Below are 15,273 nucleotides of genomic sequence, written 5' to 3'. Positions count from 1 at the left end.
GGTATATAGTTATGTTGTATGAGAAATGTTGAAGGTTGAAGGTTTTAAAGCCTAAGACCCAAAAGACAGACCTAAAAACATACAACATTCAACCTACAACCTTATAACTGTCGCGAAGCGACACACATCCAGTGACTATAGCGAAGGGGTCACACCTGTTCCCATCCCGAACACAGAAGTTAAGCCCTTCAGCGCTGATGGTACTCAGGCGGTAACGCCTCGGGAGAGTAGGTCGTTGCTGGTTTTCAAAAACCTCAGGACAATTTGTCTTGGGGTTTTTACTTTTATGGAAGATTTTTGTCGCATAGATATAGTATGTCAAAGAATGGCGTAAACTATATGTTGTGCGTGCGGCTCCAAAATCAGACATAAAGCATGGAAAAAACATAAAATAGGACAAAAATACTAATATTTTGATGAAGGAAAAAAGAAAGGATTATAGAATTATATCTTAAGTGGAAAATCCTAGTAAAGGAATGATAAGATGCTCATCAAGTTAACTTTTTTAATTATGCTATGTATTCCCGTAGGATGTCTTCAATTTTATTTGTTAGCTGATACGGTAAAGGATCTAAAGAAAGGCAAAAAGCCGGTTGTACGTAAGCAGCAGGCTGCCTATGAGGACCCTTATTTTCAACGTGAATATTTAAAGGTTGTCCGTTAACCTGTTTTCATAAAAGCCTGTAAAGGGCTTGTTTTTATTTGGAAGGAAAATATAATTCTCTATTACAAATATATGGCTGTTTTCCCTAGAGAGTTGATAAACTTTGAAGAAAATGATATCATGGACATAATGATTTTAGAAATATAAATAATAGCAGGGTAAGGAGACAAAATATGGCGCTTTTAATTAGACAAACGATTCGGCAGCAGAGCCTCTCCTTCTGGAAGCTTCTGGCAATGATTATTGTTTCTTTGGTGATGATGAACATAGTGATTAGCGTTTTTAGCAAAATAAGTCCTATGGTTGGAAGTATAGCAGGTATTATAGCTCTAGCGGCTGCCATTGGAACGTGCTTTAGACTCATATACCAGCAGATTGCGCATTATAACTATAAATTAATTCAGGATGAGTTAGTGATGGAGCGAGTAATCGGAAGAGCAAATCACCTGTTTTTATCTCTAAAGCTTAATGAATTGGAAAGCTTTAAGCCCTATGATCAAATAGGAACAGATAAGGTTGGCAAAACCTATAAATTTGTTTCAGGAAAAAATACAGAAAGTTGGTATGTGGGAGAATTTACAAGAAGCGGTGACCGGTACCGTTTTATTATTGAACCTAATGAGGAAATACAAAATGCTATTTTAGCTTCTATGGTAGAAAAATAGGGAAAGCCTCTGTGACAGCAAATGACACGGGGGCGTTTTTATACACCTTCAATCTGCATCTTGTGCACTATGTCGTACTATGACGCTATATATAGGTCATATAATAAAGTACAAATACTAGATAAAAAAAGAATTAACCAGACAGCCTGCAACTGAATAAACTAAAGAATATAGGGTTATAATTTCAAAAAATGGTGAGAGTAGGTGTACATTCTATGAGAGAGGTCTTATGCTTTACCTGTAGGAAAACATCTACAGATTATATAGAGCTATTTGAGAAATACATATGTGAAAGCTGTCAAAACCAAATTCTTTCCTTAAACCCAGAAGATTATGGATACAGTTATTTCCATAATAAGGTCAAAATCCTTTGGGAAGAGTATCTAGAGTCCCTCGTTAAGAATCAAGTCATTAACCATGGTTAATGACTTGATTCTTTTGTGGAAGCAATAATTCTTCCCAAAGACAAAGGAAAATCCCCGAGGATATCGAAATTATAAGAAATGCAAGGAGGGTTTTTTATGGAGAACAACATTATAATCGATAAATTAATAAAGCAAGTGAATCGAGAGATGGTATCCTTCCATGTACCAGGACATAAAAACGGCAGGATTTTTGAACGGTATAACTATAAAAACTTTTTACAGCAGCTGGCAGCCATGGATACCACAGAAATATACGGCTTAGATAATCTCCATGCGCCTGAGGGGATGATCCTGGAGGCACAGAATAGAGCAGCAGAATTTTTTGGTGCTGATGAGAGTTATTTTTTAGTTGACGGTACTTCCAGCGGAGTCTTGTCGGCGATCATGGCGGTAACCTGTCCGGGGGATCAAATCCTCGTGCCTAGAGACTGCCATAAATCAGTGATCAATGGTTTGATTTTGGGAGACTTGCATCCAATCTATATACACCCTCAGGTAAATCATGAATTTCAGATTTCAGGGGGACTGACACCGGAAAGGGTGGAGGCGGCCCTTTTAGAATATCCGGAAATTAAAGCTGTAGTTATTACCTATCCTAATTACTACGGAATTTGCTCCGATATTGAGGAAATCGTGAGAATCGTTCACCATTATGATAAAATAGTAATAACAGATGAAGCCCATGGTGCCCACTTAAGGCTCCATGAAAAGCTGCCGGTTTCAGCACTGGAAGCAGGGGCAGACATTGTTGTACAAAGCACCCATAAGACTCTGCCGGCCTTTACCCAAAGCTCTATGCTCCATGTTAAATCTAAACGCATTGACCGCCAGCGGCTTAGGCTGATGTTGTCCATACATCAAAGCACCAGTCCCTCCTACCTGTTAATGGCGTCCCTAGATATGGCTAGAGCGATTGCCCAGCAGGATGGAAGGTTTTTGATGGAGAAGCTCCTGGAAATGATCCACAGCTTCCACAGGAGCTTAAAAAATGAGAAGGGTATACGGATTCTTAATTATGAGGCAGTTGGGACCAATGGGATAAAAAATATTGATCCTACAAAGCTGGTAATCGATCTGTCGGATTTGGGCATTAGCGGCCCAGCTTTGGAGGAACTGCTGCGGACACGATACCATATTCAGGTGGAGATGGCAAATGTTTATAATGTAGTCGCCCTTTCTTCTATTGGCAATGAGCAAAGGGATTTTGACCGTTTGCTTCGTGCATTGAGAAGCATCAAGGAGGGTAAGGGGATCGCCCGTAGAAAGATTACCCTTCCAGAGTATTCCTACTCCTTACCGCCCATGGAAATGACCCCAAGACAAGCTGTATACAGTGAGAAAAAAGAGATAGCTTTTCTGCAGGGTTCTGGTAAAATAAGTGGAGAGTATATTATACCCTACCCTCCCGGCATACCGATTCTTTGCCCGGGAGAGGTGATTACAAGGGAAATTATAGAGTATGTTCGACAACTAAAAGCCTATGGTATTCACATGATTGGAATGCAGGATGATCAGTTGGAAAAGATCAAAATTATAGATGTATAAATAACAGGAAGAGGTGCAGGATGAAGGGCTTGTTCATAACTATTGAAGGACCTGATGGCTCAGGCAAATCGACGCAGATCAAAAAGCTGGCTGACTATCTGGAGCAAGCTGGGCATGCAGTGGTTCTTACCCGAGAACCTGGGGGAACAAAAATAAGTGAAAAAATTAGAGAAATCATTCTAGATAAAGACAATATAGAAATGGATCCTGTTACAGAGGCCTTGCTCTACGCAGCCTCAAGAGCACAACACGTGGCAGAGGTAATCCGGCCAGCCCTAAAGGAAGGAAAAACCGTTATTTGTGACCGCTTTGTGGATTCCAGTATTGTATATCAGGGGATTGGCAGGGAATTAGGCATTGAGACGGTAGAGAATATCAATTGCATTGCGGTAAAAAATACTTTGCCTCATATTACCTTTTTATTTCAATTGTGTCCGGAAATTGGATTAGGAAGGAAAACCCAACAAGGGGAAAAGGATAGATTGGAGCAGGAAGCTTTGGATTTCCATCAGAAGGTGTTTGAAGGTTATAAAGGTTTAAAAGAACTGTATCCCGACCGAATTGTAGTGGTAGATGCCAGCCGTTCTATCGAAGAGGTGCATAGAGATATGGTTATGGCTATAGAAAAAAGAATTAAGGGGTAAAAGTATATAAAACAGAGTAGAGAGGAGAAGGTGTATGAAACTGATTGTTGCGATTGTTCACGATGAAGATACCCATAATGTAATGGAGAAGCTTACAGATCAAGAGTACCGCGTTACAAAGCTGGCTTCTACAGGTGGATTTTTGAGAGCCGGAAATACAACCCTCCTGGTAGGTGTAGAAAAAGAGAAGGTTCAGGATGTGATCGAGACCATCAAGAGCACTTGCAAAAGCAGGAAAGAAATTGCTCCGGCAGCTGCACCGATGATGGGCGCATCGGGGGTATTCATGTCCTACCCTGTAGAGGTACAGGTAGGGGGAGCTACGATTTTCGTATTAAATGTGGAGCAGTTCGAAAAAGCATAGGGTTATTATGGCAAACGGGAGGATTCAATGGGATTTGCAGAAATATTTGGACAGGATCACATCGTAAAAAACTTGAGAACGGCCATACAGCAGGATAGAGTTGCCCATGCTTATATATTTGATGGTGCAGAGGGGCTGGGGAAGGGAATGACCGCAGTGGCTTTTGCTCAAGCTATTGTATGCAAAGCCTTTCAGCAAGAACCATGCAATACCTGCTCTGCATGCATCAAGTTTCACCATAACAATCATCCGGATATTATGATGATTGAGCCGGAAGGGACTAGCATCAAAAACAAGCAAATAGAAGCCTTTCAGCAGGACTTACAGCGCAAACCCTATGAAAGCAGTAAGAAAGTATATATTATAAAACAAGGGGATCAAATGACGGAAAGTGCTCAGAACAGGCTGTTAAAAACCTTAGAGGAGCCCCCTGAGTATGGGGTGATTATTCTGATCAGCGAAAATGCCAATCGATTTTTACCCACCATCCGTTCCCGATGCCAGATGATGAAATTCCACCGCTTAGGGGAGCAGCAGATTTTGTTGTTTTTACGGGAAAAATATGGCATGGGGCCAGAGGAATCCAGAGTTTATGCGGCCTTTTCAGATGGTATTCCCGGTAAAGCAGTGCAGCTAAAGGAATCGCCGGCTTTTCTGGAAAAGAGGGAGGCCGCCATTGGCGTGATTGAGAAGGTTTTAGAGGGAGACCCATTAAGTGTATTTTCTCTAACAGATTTTTTTGAAAGCAATAAGGACAATATACAAGAACTGCTGGATTTTATGTTGACCTGGTTTCGTGATATACTCATCTTAAAGGAAACTTCTTCTGAGGATTATCTCATCAATCTGGATAAAAAAAAGGCATTGAGCAGCTATGCTCTTCGTATAGGATATCAGCAAATAAATCATATTATTAAAATAATAGAAAGAACGAAAGGGGACCTCAAGGCGAATATAAATTTCCAGTTGGCCATAGAAAATATGCTCTTAAGCATGCAGGAGGTATAAAATGATACTTGTAGTTGGTATAAGATTTAAGAAGGCAGGGAAGATTTACTATTTCGACCCTGACAATATAGAGGTGGAAAAGGGGCAAAATGTAGTGGTTGAGACCTCCCGCGGCGTAGAGTTCGGGGAGGTAGTGGTAGGGCCAAAAGAAATTGCAGAGGAAGATATTGTAGCACCTCTAAAAAAGGTATTGAGAATTGCCACGCAGGAGGATGAGCTGCAAAACAAGCAGAATCTTGAGAAGGAGAAAGAAGCCTTTGCAACCTGCCTGGAAAAAATTGACCAGCATCAGCTGGATATGAAGCTGATTGATGTGGAGTATACCTTCGATAATAACAAAGTGATCTTTTATTTTACAGCCGATGGCCGGGTAGATTTCCGGGAGCTGGTCAAGGATTTGGCTGCTATCTTTAAAACGAGAATAGAACTGCGTCAGATCGGTGTGCGGGACGAGGCGAAGATGATTGGGGGTATTGGACCTTGCGGAAAATCACTTTGCTGCGCTACTTGGCTGGGGGATTTCGAGCCGGTTTCTATCAAGATGGCAAAGGAGCAAAGCTTATCCTTGAATCCAACAAAGATTTCCGGAATCTGCGGAAGATTGATGTGCTGTTTGAAATACGAGCACGAAATGTACCAAAAACTGCGGGAAGGATTGCCAGAGGTTGGGGAAAAAGTAATAACACCGGACGGGCCTGCCATTGTCATTGAAAACAATGCTTTATTGGAATGTGCTAAGGTTCGGAGTATATTAGAAGAAGCAAAAGAAGGTAAAGAGCAGAAGCTCAGCGATGATATTAAAGTTTACGATAAATCTGCGATGAAAAGAACCGGCTGCTGCAGCGGGAAAGTGAAACGGGAAGAAGAGCATATTGATGAGGAAATCATCAAGCTGGAAGATTAAGTTAATGCAACAAACAGCTGCTCACCTGGTGTCTTATATTTTCTGTTGATTTAGCAGTATAAACAATCATAGATTAACTTAATTTTTGCAAAAGACTATCATAATTTCCGGATCTCTTGGAAATACTTTACCATGATAAGGATTATCAAGAGATGGAGGTGAAGCCTATGGCATATGTTATATTAGATGCATGCATCAGCTGTGGTGCATGTGAACCTGAGTGCCCTGTAGATGCAATCACTGCCGGAGCAGATAAGTATGTAATTGATGCTGCCACATGTATCGACTGTGGCGCTTGTGCAAATGTGTGTCCCGTGGATGCACCGGTACCTCAAGATTAGAAATTGTAAATAAGAGAAGATCCTTTTAAAAGGGGTCTTTTTTTATTGAAAATATAGTATAATGGTTGTATAACACTTACTCAGCCAGAGCGTATTAAACAACCGCTGTTACGGTGCGGAGGTGCAGGAGAGGTGGAGAAGCTGTGAAAGGAGCGATCGGTATGCATCAAAGACAAGATATAAAGTTTCTGCTCATCATCATGGTATTGCTGCTGACGATGTCCATGCTGTCAGGCTGCCTTTTTAAAAAAGAGAAACCGACAGAGGAAGGAAAGGATATAGTAGAGGAACCAAAAGAACAAAACCAACCCCAAGAAAGACAAACACCTGCTGAAGTCCCCAAGGATGGAAGTGAGACGGAAGAAAAAACCGGTGTTTTTGTCGGGGATAAAGCCTATGATTTCACACTGCTGGATAGAGAGGGGAATGAAATCAGCCTTTCTTCTCTGCAGGGGAAGGTTGTATTTATGAATTTTTGGGCTAGTTGGTGTCCACCTTGCGTCCAGGAAATGCCCTACATACAAGCAATCTATGATCAGTATCAGAAAAAGGACGTAGTGATTCTGGCAGTGAACGTTTTAGCAACAGAAAAGGGTAAAGATGCTGCAGCCGTTAATCAATTCCTAAGTGACAATGGCTATACTTTCCCCGTTCTCTACGATGTAGACGGGTCTGTCACAGTTAAATATAGAGTCAGTGCATTTCCTGCCACTTATATTATTGATAAGGACGGCTATATTGCAGACTTTATTTCCGGTGCCATGAATAAGGATACCATGGAAAAGAAGATTGAAAAGGTGTTAAACCCATAAACCCGCTTGGTGAGAGGTACAGTTTCTGTACCTCTAATAGTTTGGAAAGGGTTGTGCAATAATAAAAGAAACATAAGCAATAGGAGAGAACTGTATGGAAGAAGTACTTATTAAGGAACACGAACGTGTGGATGATCTTCAGTGTAAGGGCCTTCGTTTAATTCAAAATCCAGAAGGATTTTGCTTTGGAATTGATGCGGTGCTGCTGAGTAATTTCTGTGAAATCCGCAAGGATTGGAAAGTGATGGATTTAGGGACAGGTACAGGAATCGTGCCCATTCTGCTGGCCGGTAAAACCCATGCAAAGGAAATTGTTGGTGTGGAGATCCAGCAAGAGGTGGCAGAAATGGCTGCGAGAAGTGTAAAGCTCAACCAGCTGGAGGATCGTGTCAAGATTATCCCGCAGGATTTAAATAAGATCTTAGAAGATATGGAGCCATATTCCTTTGACGCTGTAACCGCTAACCCGCCCTATATGAATGAGGGAGGAGGATTATTGAATCCGGAAAGCATGAAAGCCATCTCACGGCACGAGGTCAAGTGCACCCTCGAGGACGTAATTCGCGTGGCCTCCAAGCTGTTAAAGGATCGGGGACATTTTTATATGGTTCATAGACCCCACCGATTAGTAGATATCATTTATCTCTGCAGACAATACAAGCTGGAGCCCAAAAAGCTCAGATTTGTGCATCCCAATAAGAGCCGGAAGCCTAATATATTGCTGCTGCAGTGCGTAAAACACGGAAGGCCTGAACTAAAATTCATGGATCCCCTTTATGTGTATGAAGAGGATGGCAGCTATACAGAAGAGATCCACCGTATCTATGATAGAGATGGTTTGGAAGAGAATAAGGATGTGGAATCATGACAAAGGATTGCGGAAAATTATACATATGCCCTACCCCTATTGGCAATCTGGAGGATATTACCCTTAGAGTCCTAAGGATATTGAAAGAAGTGGATTTGATTGCAGCGGAAGATACCAGACATACGATTAAGCTGTTGAACCACTATGATATCCAGAAGCCTCTTACCAGCTACCATGAGCATAACCGGGAAAGTAAGGGAAAGGTGCTGTTAGAAAAACTGATGGCAGGAGAGAATATCGCCCTAGTATCTGATGCCGGAATGCCGGGCATATCAGACCCAGGCTCGGATTTAGTAAAGCTCTGTGTGGAAAACCACATTGACATAGAGGTGCTGCCCGGTGCTGCTGCTTTTGTGACGGCTCTAGTGGCTTCCGGACTCCCTACGGATAAATTTTCCTTTGAAGGTTTTTTGGATCGTGATAAGAAAAAAAGGAAGAAGCGACTAGAGGAAATTAAGGGAGAGGATCGTACCCTTATTTTTTATGAAGCACCTCACCGTATTTGTACAACCCTACAGGATATTGTAAAAGTCCTAGGCAACCGTCAGGCTGTTTTAGCCAGAGAGCTGACGAAAAAGCATGAGGAGTTTCTGCGGGGTTCTCTGGAGGAATTAGAAGCTCATTTTGAACAAAGGGAACCAAAGGGGGAAATGGTCTTGATGATCTCCGGAGCTGCTCCGGAAGATCGTTTGCAGGAGATTTCTTCCTGGGAAAGCTTATCAATAGAAGCCCATCTGACTCAGTATATGGATTCCGGTATGGACAAAAAGGAAGCCATTAAGGCCGTTGCGAAGGAAAGGGGTATACCCAAGAGAGAAGTCTATGAATGTAGTATTCATTTAGAATAAACTTGCAGCAGGAATCAGTGCTTTTGCATAGAATTGTACTAGGAAGGAATATGTGGTGGTGGGGGGAGTAAGATGATTTATCAGAAGGATATGTTGATTTCTGAAGTGCTTTACAGCCATGAAGATGTATTGGAAATCTTTGAGAAGTACGGTCTTCCCTGCTCAGTCTGCATTGGAGCAGGATCAGAGTCCTTAGAAATTGCCGCTAGAGTCCATGGCTGCGATTTGGAAAAGCTATTAGAGGATTTGAATGGTCTACAGCTTTAGAAAAAGAAAAAATGCTTGAGAGGCACCTCAAGCATTTTCTATGGGTATAATATTATTTTATTTCAGCGATGCAGGCAGGGCAAATATTCTTTCCCTTAAAGTTTTTTACATCCTTTGCTTGTCCGCAGAAGATACAAGCAGGCTCATATTTTTTTAGAATAATGTGCTCCGTATCTACATAAATTTCCAATGCATCTTTTTCTCCTATATTTAAAGTACGCCTTAATTCTATAGGAATAACGACTCTGCCGAGTTCGTCAACTTTTCTTACAATACCAGTAGACTTCATACATAATCCTCCTTTATTTTACAATATTCGACAAAATTTGTTTATTTAAATCGTACCAAATCTGCCAATAAAAGTCAATAGAATTATTGGACTTGGAAAAATAATCTTTTTGTTCTTTTCTGTTTCGGGTAATATAAAGACAATAGAAGTAGGATGAGATTGACAGTAAGGTGTAAAACGTTTATGATAGATGAAAGGTTTTTCCATTTCAATTTCAAGGAGTGAAAACCATGGATACGTTAAAGGCCTGTATACAGTCTATTAGGAGTTATACGGGATCAGATATTTATATTGTTGGAGGCATCCTTCGGGACCATTTGATGGGGCGGGAAAGTAATGATATTGACCTGGTGGTGGCAAAGGATGCTGTCGGGACGGCTAAAAGATTTGCTCAGGATAATGGGGGGAGCTTTGTTCTACTAGATGAAAGACAGGGCATCGCCAGAGTTTTATTTAAGGATACACAGCTTACAGTGGATCTGGTGGACAGCAAAGGGCAGGACATCTACCAGGATTTATCCAGAAGAGATTTCACTATGAATGCCCTGGCCTGTAAGGTGAGCTTAAACGGTACCTTTGATTTAAGTCAAATCATAGATCCTTTTGGAGGGCTGGAGGATATCAGAAAGAAGCAGATACGGGCAATATCTGATCACAGCTTTCAGGATGACCCAATACGATTGATGCGTGCGGTGCGGTTTATGGCAGAGTTTGATTTTGATTTAGAGGATCGTACGGTTCAATGGATTAAGGAAAACAGCCAACGGCTTAAAGATGTAGCGGCGGAACGGATTGCCTATGAGCTCTTTTATCTGTTAAAATGTGACCGGACCCACTATTACTTCAATATTATGGATAAATATCTAAATTTATTAAATAAGATTTTTCCAGAAATCGATCCGATGAAGGATGTAGGACAGTGCAAGTATCACGTAGTGGATACTTGGACCCATTCTCTATATACATTAAATGTAGTGGAGAGTATCATCTATGCCGATGGATACTTTGAGAATCATCTGAAAAGAGCCTATGAAGAGCACACAAGTAAAATTCTAGGCGGGGGCCATACCCGCCTGCAGCTGATCAAGCTGGCAGCACTGTTTCATGATATCGGGAAACCCAGTGCCCGGTGGGTAGATGAAACAGGGAGAGTGCGATTTAGGGGTCATGAAATCACGGGCATGGAAATCATGGCGGATATCTCAGACCGGTTAAAGCTAAGTGGTAAGGAAAAACAATTTTTATGCAAGATGGTAAAGGAGCATATGTGGCCCCTAACTCTCTATAAAGATAATGACGTAAGCGGCAGTGCCGTATACGGACTGTTTAAAAACTTTGGGGAGGATACCCTGGACATTTTGCTGATTTCACTGGCAGATATTATCGCTACCCGAAAGCTGCTGCATCCCCATGAAGAAATGGGTATGTATAAGGTCCACATTGAATATTTGGCAAATAATTATCTTACCCGGTTTAAGGACATTGTGGATCTTTCCAATGTGGTAAATGGCAATGACCTAAAGGAAAGATTCTCCTTAGAGGATGGGGTACACATCGGAGAAATTCTTGAGTCTCTCCGGAAGGCCATCTTTTTTGGGAAGGTGCCGCCGGAGCGGGAGCGGGCTTTGCAATATATTCAAGATAAAATATTAAAGCAGTCGGAATAGTTTCCGACTGCTTTTCACTGGGGTGCTTTTCTAAAACCATCTTTTTTTTCTGCGAAAACCTCCGATAAACTGGCGGAAGATATTCAGGATCTGAACAAAACCCATCAGGGTGGAGAGGATATCTGTATGTTCCGATAGGGCACCGGCAGCAGCCTCTGTAGTACCGACGATCTGATCGATGGTACCTTGTACAGCTCGAACATCATGGGAAAGATCACTGCTGATGCTTTCAACATTTGCAGCAATGCTAGGTGCTTTATCCAGCACTTCATCTATATTGGAACGATTATCCTCTACAATCTTCCGGATGACCTTTAGGGTATCATTAAGATTTTTCAGCAATAAAATACCATAAACAATCAAAACTAACAGGGCGCCTCCCAACAGGAAGGTAGCCAGATCCCCGACTCTAATGGTTGCATCCATTGGCATTCACTCCATTATTCTTTATTTTCCTCTTCTTGCACAGGCTGTTCTTCGGCTGCCCCTGCCTCTTCCTGACCGCCTTTTCCCATAGTGCGGAGCTTCTGTACAGCTTCTTGAATCTTGGATTTTTTATCGGTCAATGTGCAGCCGATATTGGTCTTTGCATCGCTAATATTTTTCTGTACGTTATTCTTTACATCCACCGCTCCATCTTGAATTTTCTTGCGTGTATTCTTTCCTGAATCCGGTGCAAGCAAGATGCCGGCAGCACTGCCCAGAAGCCCTCCTACCAATGTACCCATTGCCAAGCTTTTAGCAACCTTCTTGCGTTCTTCCATTTTTTTCTTTCGCTGCAAATCTCTGATTAATCTCATAGATACTCTCCTCCCTACTAATTTTCTATTGACTGTCCCCAGACAGCGTTGAATAAAGAATAAATATAAAATTTTATTACCCTATTTTACCATATAGAAACAAGCATTTAATAGAGAATATTTGAAATCAATGAAATTTTTCAAAGAAGTGACAGGTATATAGATGCAGAACAGCTATGCAGAACAGCTCTATTCAGATATGAAACCCGTCAATAGCCATAGTGATTGTATTTGACATAAACTCCAGTGGAGATGGCCTTCTGGAATAATCTGCCGACGGACTTATGCATATACATCTTGACCCACTTCATATATTGTCTTAAGGCTGGCCAAAGGAGATGAGAAGCTATGATGAATATCATGTGGGTTTCTATGATCTTGATTGGGATTTTTGTAGCATTGATGAAGGGACAGTTGGATATCGTCAACCAAGTGGTGATCAATCATACACAGGAAGCAGTAGTCTTTGCCATTGGACTTATAGGAATCATGTCCGTTTGGCTGGGGCTTATGAAAATTGCAGAGCGGTCCGGACTGATTGACAGCATTGGAAGGCTTATGGGTCCTATGGTACGGCTGTTGTTCCCAGAGGTTCCTCCCAATCACCCCGCCATTAGCGCTATGGTGATGAATTTAGCGGCCAATATGTTTGGTGCAGGCAACTCTGCCACAGCTTTAGGACTTAAGGCTATGGAAGAGCTGCAGCAGCTGAATACAAAAAAAGAGCGTGCCACCAATGCCATGTGTATGTTTTTAGTCATCAATATGTCCTCGGTACAACTGGTACCGCTCACGGTTCTAAAAATCCGCTCCGATGCAGGCTCTGCAAACCCGGCAGAAATTATTGGAACTACTTTGATCGCTACAACCGTATCGACGATTGTAGGTATTTTAGCCTGCAAAATATTAGAAAGGAATCGATGAGCATGGTAAAGCTGCTGAGTGTTTTATCCATTAGCATGATCCCGGTTATGATTAGCATTATTCTCCTCCATGGAAGCCTGCATAAGATAGAGCTTTATGATGCCTTTGTAGAGGGGGCAGGAGAGGGATTTAAAACAGCGATACGCATCATGCCCTACCTGGTAGCTGTTTTTTTGGCTGTAGGAATTTTTCGCGAGTCTGGAGCCATGGATTTGTTTACTCAGCTGTTGGCTCCAGTGACGAATTTCATGGGTATACCCGAAGAGGTGCTCCCCTTGGTACTAATGCGGCCCATATCGGGCAGCGGTGCATTGGGGGTCGTGCAGGATCTTGTTGGCACCTATGGGCCCGATTCCTTTATCGGTAGAGTAGCTTCTACCATGATGGGCTCTGCAGAAACCATTTTTTATACTATGGGAATCTATTTTGGAGCCATTGCAGTAAAGAATACGCGGCATACCTTGGCGGCAGCCCTCGTATCCCACCTAGCAGCAGTAGTTGCTTCTGTAGTGGTATGCACTTTAATATTTCGATAAAAACTAAATATGAATTATACACCCTATCTTTATGGAAAAAACAGGAATATCCTTTAAAAAAAAAACCAACAGGAAAAACTTTAGCATTGGAGAATAATTACATAAAGAGTCACGATAATCGCAAACTTACCAAAAGGTGGGGACGCAAAGCTATGGGTCTAAGGGAAGGAAATTCTTATGATTGCCAGGTTGCCGAAAGATTTGTACCGACAGGAATTTATTACGTCGAAGAAAACTTCTGCAGTCCGGGCCATCTATCCATAGATGGTCTTTTTTAGAAAAAATTATTTTACACAAATCATTTAAACAAAAGGAGGGCTGTAAATGTTTAAAAACTACACAGAAATACTAGTTCGGGAGGTAATTAGCGAGTATAAGAGAAATCACAAGACTACAGCCTTAGAAGCTGCAGAGGAAGATATCATCAAAACCGTATTAAACCGAATGCAGCCTAAATATTTTCTGTCCTCCAGCACCGAGGGGGAAAAGAAAGCCTACCTGCTGGATAAGCAGCTAAGATTGAATGCCCTGATTGAGATCGCTGCTGCAGCCGGTGAAGTTTGCCATGAATAGGAAAGCAGGATACATCTTTATAGGATAGTAGCCTAAGAACAGAGCTGGAGTCGGCACTGTTCTTTTTTGTCTTATTTCTTTGTTTGCATATAGTTAGCAGAGGTACAGTATATATAGATTAACGGGTCTACAATAAGAGGGTGTTTTGTAGGGGCAGACCCATAGGCGTCAACTTAATCTAAATATTTCCAAATAAACCTTAGTAGCATGTCATTCCGAGGGTTAGCGAAGAATCTTATGGAACATACGCAAAATTACTTTTGATTGTCAGAATATATCATCTAGCTTAAAGATCCTTCGCCTTCCTTTTACTCCCCTCAGGATGACAAATGATGGGTTAAGTTGACGCCTATGGGGGAAGATCTGTTTATGAACTACAAATAGAGGTAATATACTGCAGAGAAGTGGAAACAATAAGATATGGTCTTCAAAACAAGAAAAACTTGAAAGCTTATTGACAAAATCGCTGTATTTTAATACATTAGATATATATACATTTATCAAAAGTAATGATGGGAATAGTAAATAGATTTTGGTAGTGAAAGAGAGCCAGGGCAGGTGAAAGCTGGTACTATCGGATTTATTGAAGATGGCCCCTGAACTGCATAGCTGAGGCACAAGCTTAGGTTATGCCGGTGTTGCATCCGTTATTTGTGCAAGGTGATAGAAGTCACCTACCGAGGTTATTGTTGTGAGGCAATAATGAATTAGGGTGGTAACGCGAGTACAATCTCGTCCCTTTTATAGGGACGAGATTTTTTGTCGTGCTAAATCAAGACCTGTTTAAAGGTAGGGAACGACCCATAGGCGTCAACGTAATCCAATTATTTCCAAATAAACCTTAGAAGCATGTCATTCTGAGCGTTAGGGAAGAGTCTTATAGAACATAAGCAAGATTATTTTTGATTATCAGAATATGTCATCTAGCTTAAAGATCCTTCGACTCCGTTTTACTCCGCTCAGGATGACAAATTATGGGTTAAGTTGACGCCTATGGGGAACGACCCCTGTGTGGTTCGGAAAAACGGATGGGTTTTATGGAAGGAGAAAATTTAGTAAAAATTGAAAGTTTGAGTTTTCATGGCATGAATAAGCGAGGTGATGTGATTGGCAGCCGGCAAGCAGCTGG

Annotated in this window: 20 protein-coding genes, 1 rRNA gene, 1 riboswitch and 1 other annotated feature; of the genes, 18 read left to right on the top strand and 3 right to left on the bottom strand. The window is 41.6% G+C overall.

Annotation, left to right across the window (positions count from 1 at the left end):
• The first annotated feature begins 127 nt into the window (after positions 1 to 127).
• From rrf to BUB56_RS17865, 14 genes are all read left to right on the top strand, one after another.
• Positions 128 to 244 (top strand): 5S ribosomal RNA (gene rrf / locus BUB56_RS17930).
• Between the two features lie 240 nt (positions 245 to 484).
• Positions 485 to 664 carry a hypothetical protein gene (locus BUB56_RS17925; RefSeq protein WP_110942634.1) on the top strand — a complete coding sequence of 60 codons (180 nt, stop codon included), beginning with the start codon at positions 485 to 487 and terminating at the stop codon, positions 662 to 664.
• A 173-nt stretch (positions 665 to 837) separates the two neighbouring features.
• Positions 838 to 1,329: a hypothetical protein gene (locus BUB56_RS17920; protein WP_110942633.1), complete on the top strand. Its 492-nt coding sequence runs from the start codon at positions 838 to 840 to the stop codon at positions 1,327 to 1,329.
• A 191-nt stretch (positions 1,330 to 1,520) separates the two neighbouring features.
• Positions 1,521 to 1,754, top strand: coding sequence for a sigma factor G inhibitor Gin (locus BUB56_RS20450; protein ID WP_110942632.1), 234 nt, complete (start codon positions 1,521 to 1,523; stop codon positions 1,752 to 1,754).
• A gap of 96 nt (positions 1,755 to 1,850) precedes the next feature.
• Complete coding sequence (locus BUB56_RS17910) at positions 1,851 to 3,299, top strand: aminotransferase class I/II-fold pyridoxal phosphate-dependent enzyme (RefSeq protein WP_110942631.1); 1,449 nt, start codon at positions 1,851 to 1,853, stop codon at positions 3,297 to 3,299.
• A gap of 20 nt (positions 3,300 to 3,319) precedes the next feature.
• The gene (tmk, locus tag BUB56_RS17905) at positions 3,320 to 3,943 is read left to right on the top strand and encodes a dTMP kinase (RefSeq protein ID WP_110942630.1); all 624 of its coding nucleotides are present in this window, start codon (positions 3,320 to 3,322) and stop codon (positions 3,941 to 3,943) included.
• Positions 3,944 to 3,977: 34 nt separating this feature from the next.
• Positions 3,978 to 4,307, top strand: coding sequence for a cyclic-di-AMP receptor (locus BUB56_RS17900; RefSeq protein ID WP_110942629.1), 330 nt, complete (start codon positions 3,978 to 3,980; stop codon positions 4,305 to 4,307).
• 27 nt (positions 4,308 to 4,334) lie between these two features.
• Complete coding sequence (gene holB / locus BUB56_RS17895) at positions 4,335 to 5,315, top strand: DNA polymerase III subunit delta' (RefSeq protein WP_110942628.1); 981 nt, start codon at positions 4,335 to 4,337, stop codon at positions 5,313 to 5,315.
• A gap of 1 nt (position 5,316) precedes the next feature.
• Positions 5,317 to 6,219 (top strand): PSP1 domain-containing protein, encoded by a 903-nt coding sequence (locus tag BUB56_RS17890; protein WP_110942627.1) that lies wholly within the window; start codon positions 5,317 to 5,319, stop codon positions 6,217 to 6,219.
• Between the two features lie 167 nt (positions 6,220 to 6,386).
• The gene (locus BUB56_RS17885) at positions 6,387 to 6,560 is read left to right on the top strand and encodes a DUF362 domain-containing protein (protein ID WP_110942626.1); all 174 of its coding nucleotides are present in this window, start codon (positions 6,387 to 6,389) and stop codon (positions 6,558 to 6,560) included.
• A gap of 143 nt (positions 6,561 to 6,703) precedes the next feature.
• Positions 6,704 to 7,372: a TlpA family protein disulfide reductase gene (locus BUB56_RS17880; protein WP_110942625.1), complete on the top strand. Its 669-nt coding sequence runs from the start codon at positions 6,704 to 6,706 to the stop codon at positions 7,370 to 7,372.
• A gap of 94 nt (positions 7,373 to 7,466) precedes the next feature.
• Positions 7,467 to 8,240 carry a tRNA1(Val) (adenine(37)-N6)-methyltransferase gene (locus BUB56_RS17875; protein ID WP_110942624.1) on the top strand — a complete coding sequence of 258 codons (774 nt, stop codon included), beginning with the start codon at positions 7,467 to 7,469 and terminating at the stop codon, positions 8,238 to 8,240.
• The gene (gene rsmI / locus BUB56_RS17870; RefSeq protein ID WP_110942623.1) at positions 8,237 to 9,088 is read left to right on the top strand and encodes a 16S rRNA (cytidine(1402)-2'-O)-methyltransferase; all 852 of its coding nucleotides are present in this window, start codon (positions 8,237 to 8,239) and stop codon (positions 9,086 to 9,088) included. The genes BUB56_RS17875 and rsmI overlap by 4 nt, the downstream gene beginning before the upstream one ends.
• 72 nt (positions 9,089 to 9,160) lie before the next feature.
• On the top strand, positions 9,161 to 9,355 hold the full coding sequence (locus BUB56_RS17865) for a DUF1858 domain-containing protein (protein WP_110942622.1): 195 nt from the start codon (positions 9,161 to 9,163) through the stop codon (positions 9,353 to 9,355).
• A 52-nt stretch (positions 9,356 to 9,407) separates the two neighbouring features.
• Here BUB56_RS17865 and BUB56_RS17860 read toward each other — a convergent pair whose 3' ends face one another.
• Entirely contained in the window at positions 9,408 to 9,644 is a 237-nt protein-coding gene (locus BUB56_RS17860) for an AbrB/MazE/SpoVT family DNA-binding domain-containing protein (RefSeq protein WP_110942621.1), read from the bottom strand.
• Positions 9,645 to 9,874: 230 nt separating this feature from the next.
• Here BUB56_RS17860 and BUB56_RS17855 point away from each other — a divergent pair, with 230 nt between their 5' ends.
• Positions 9,875 to 11,311, top strand: coding sequence for a CCA tRNA nucleotidyltransferase (locus BUB56_RS17855; protein ID WP_110942620.1), 1,437 nt, complete (start codon positions 9,875 to 9,877; stop codon positions 11,309 to 11,311).
• A gap of 30 nt (positions 11,312 to 11,341) precedes the next feature.
• Here BUB56_RS17855 and BUB56_RS17850 read toward each other — a convergent pair whose 3' ends face one another.
• Positions 11,342 to 11,737 (bottom strand): DUF948 domain-containing protein, encoded by a 396-nt coding sequence (locus BUB56_RS17850; protein WP_190014720.1) that lies wholly within the window; start codon positions 11,735 to 11,737, stop codon positions 11,342 to 11,344.
• A gap of 14 nt (positions 11,738 to 11,751) precedes the next feature.
• Positions 11,752 to 12,111, bottom strand: a complete 360-nt coding sequence (locus tag BUB56_RS17845; RefSeq protein WP_110942618.1) for a YtxH domain-containing protein — start codon at positions 12,109 to 12,111, stop codon at positions 11,752 to 11,754.
• Positions 12,112 to 12,459: 348 nt separating this feature from the next.
• Here BUB56_RS17845 and BUB56_RS17840 point away from each other — a divergent pair, with 348 nt between their 5' ends.
• From BUB56_RS17840 to BUB56_RS17830, 3 genes are all read left to right on the top strand, one after another.
• Positions 12,460 to 13,035 (top strand): nucleoside recognition domain-containing protein, encoded by a 576-nt coding sequence (locus tag BUB56_RS17840; RefSeq protein ID WP_110942617.1) that lies wholly within the window; start codon positions 12,460 to 12,462, stop codon positions 13,033 to 13,035.
• Complete coding sequence (locus BUB56_RS17835; RefSeq protein ID WP_207650465.1) at positions 13,032 to 13,571, top strand: spore maturation protein; 540 nt, start codon at positions 13,032 to 13,034, stop codon at positions 13,569 to 13,571. Before BUB56_RS17840 ends, BUB56_RS17835 begins: the two co-directional genes overlap by 4 nt.
• 109 nt (positions 13,572 to 13,680) lie before the next feature.
• A riboswitch (cyclic di-GMP riboswitch) is annotated at positions 13,681 to 13,768 on the top strand.
• A 127-nt stretch (positions 13,769 to 13,895) separates the two neighbouring features.
• Positions 13,896 to 14,144, top strand: coding sequence for a late competence development ComFB family protein (locus BUB56_RS17830; RefSeq protein ID WP_110942615.1), 249 nt, complete (start codon positions 13,896 to 13,898; stop codon positions 14,142 to 14,144).
• A gap of 500 nt (positions 14,145 to 14,644) precedes the next feature.
• Positions 14,645 to 14,887 (top strand) — a binding site (T-box leader).
• Positions 14,888 to 15,273: the final 386 nt, after the last annotated feature.

The organism is Geosporobacter subterraneus DSM 17957 (assembly GCF_900142145.1).
Taxonomy (GTDB): domain Bacteria; phylum Bacillota; class Clostridia; order Peptostreptococcales; family Thermotaleaceae; genus Geosporobacter; species Geosporobacter subterraneus.
The sequence above is the reverse complement of the archived record's forward strand: the minus strand, read 5'-3'. Positions and strand labels throughout refer to the sequence as shown.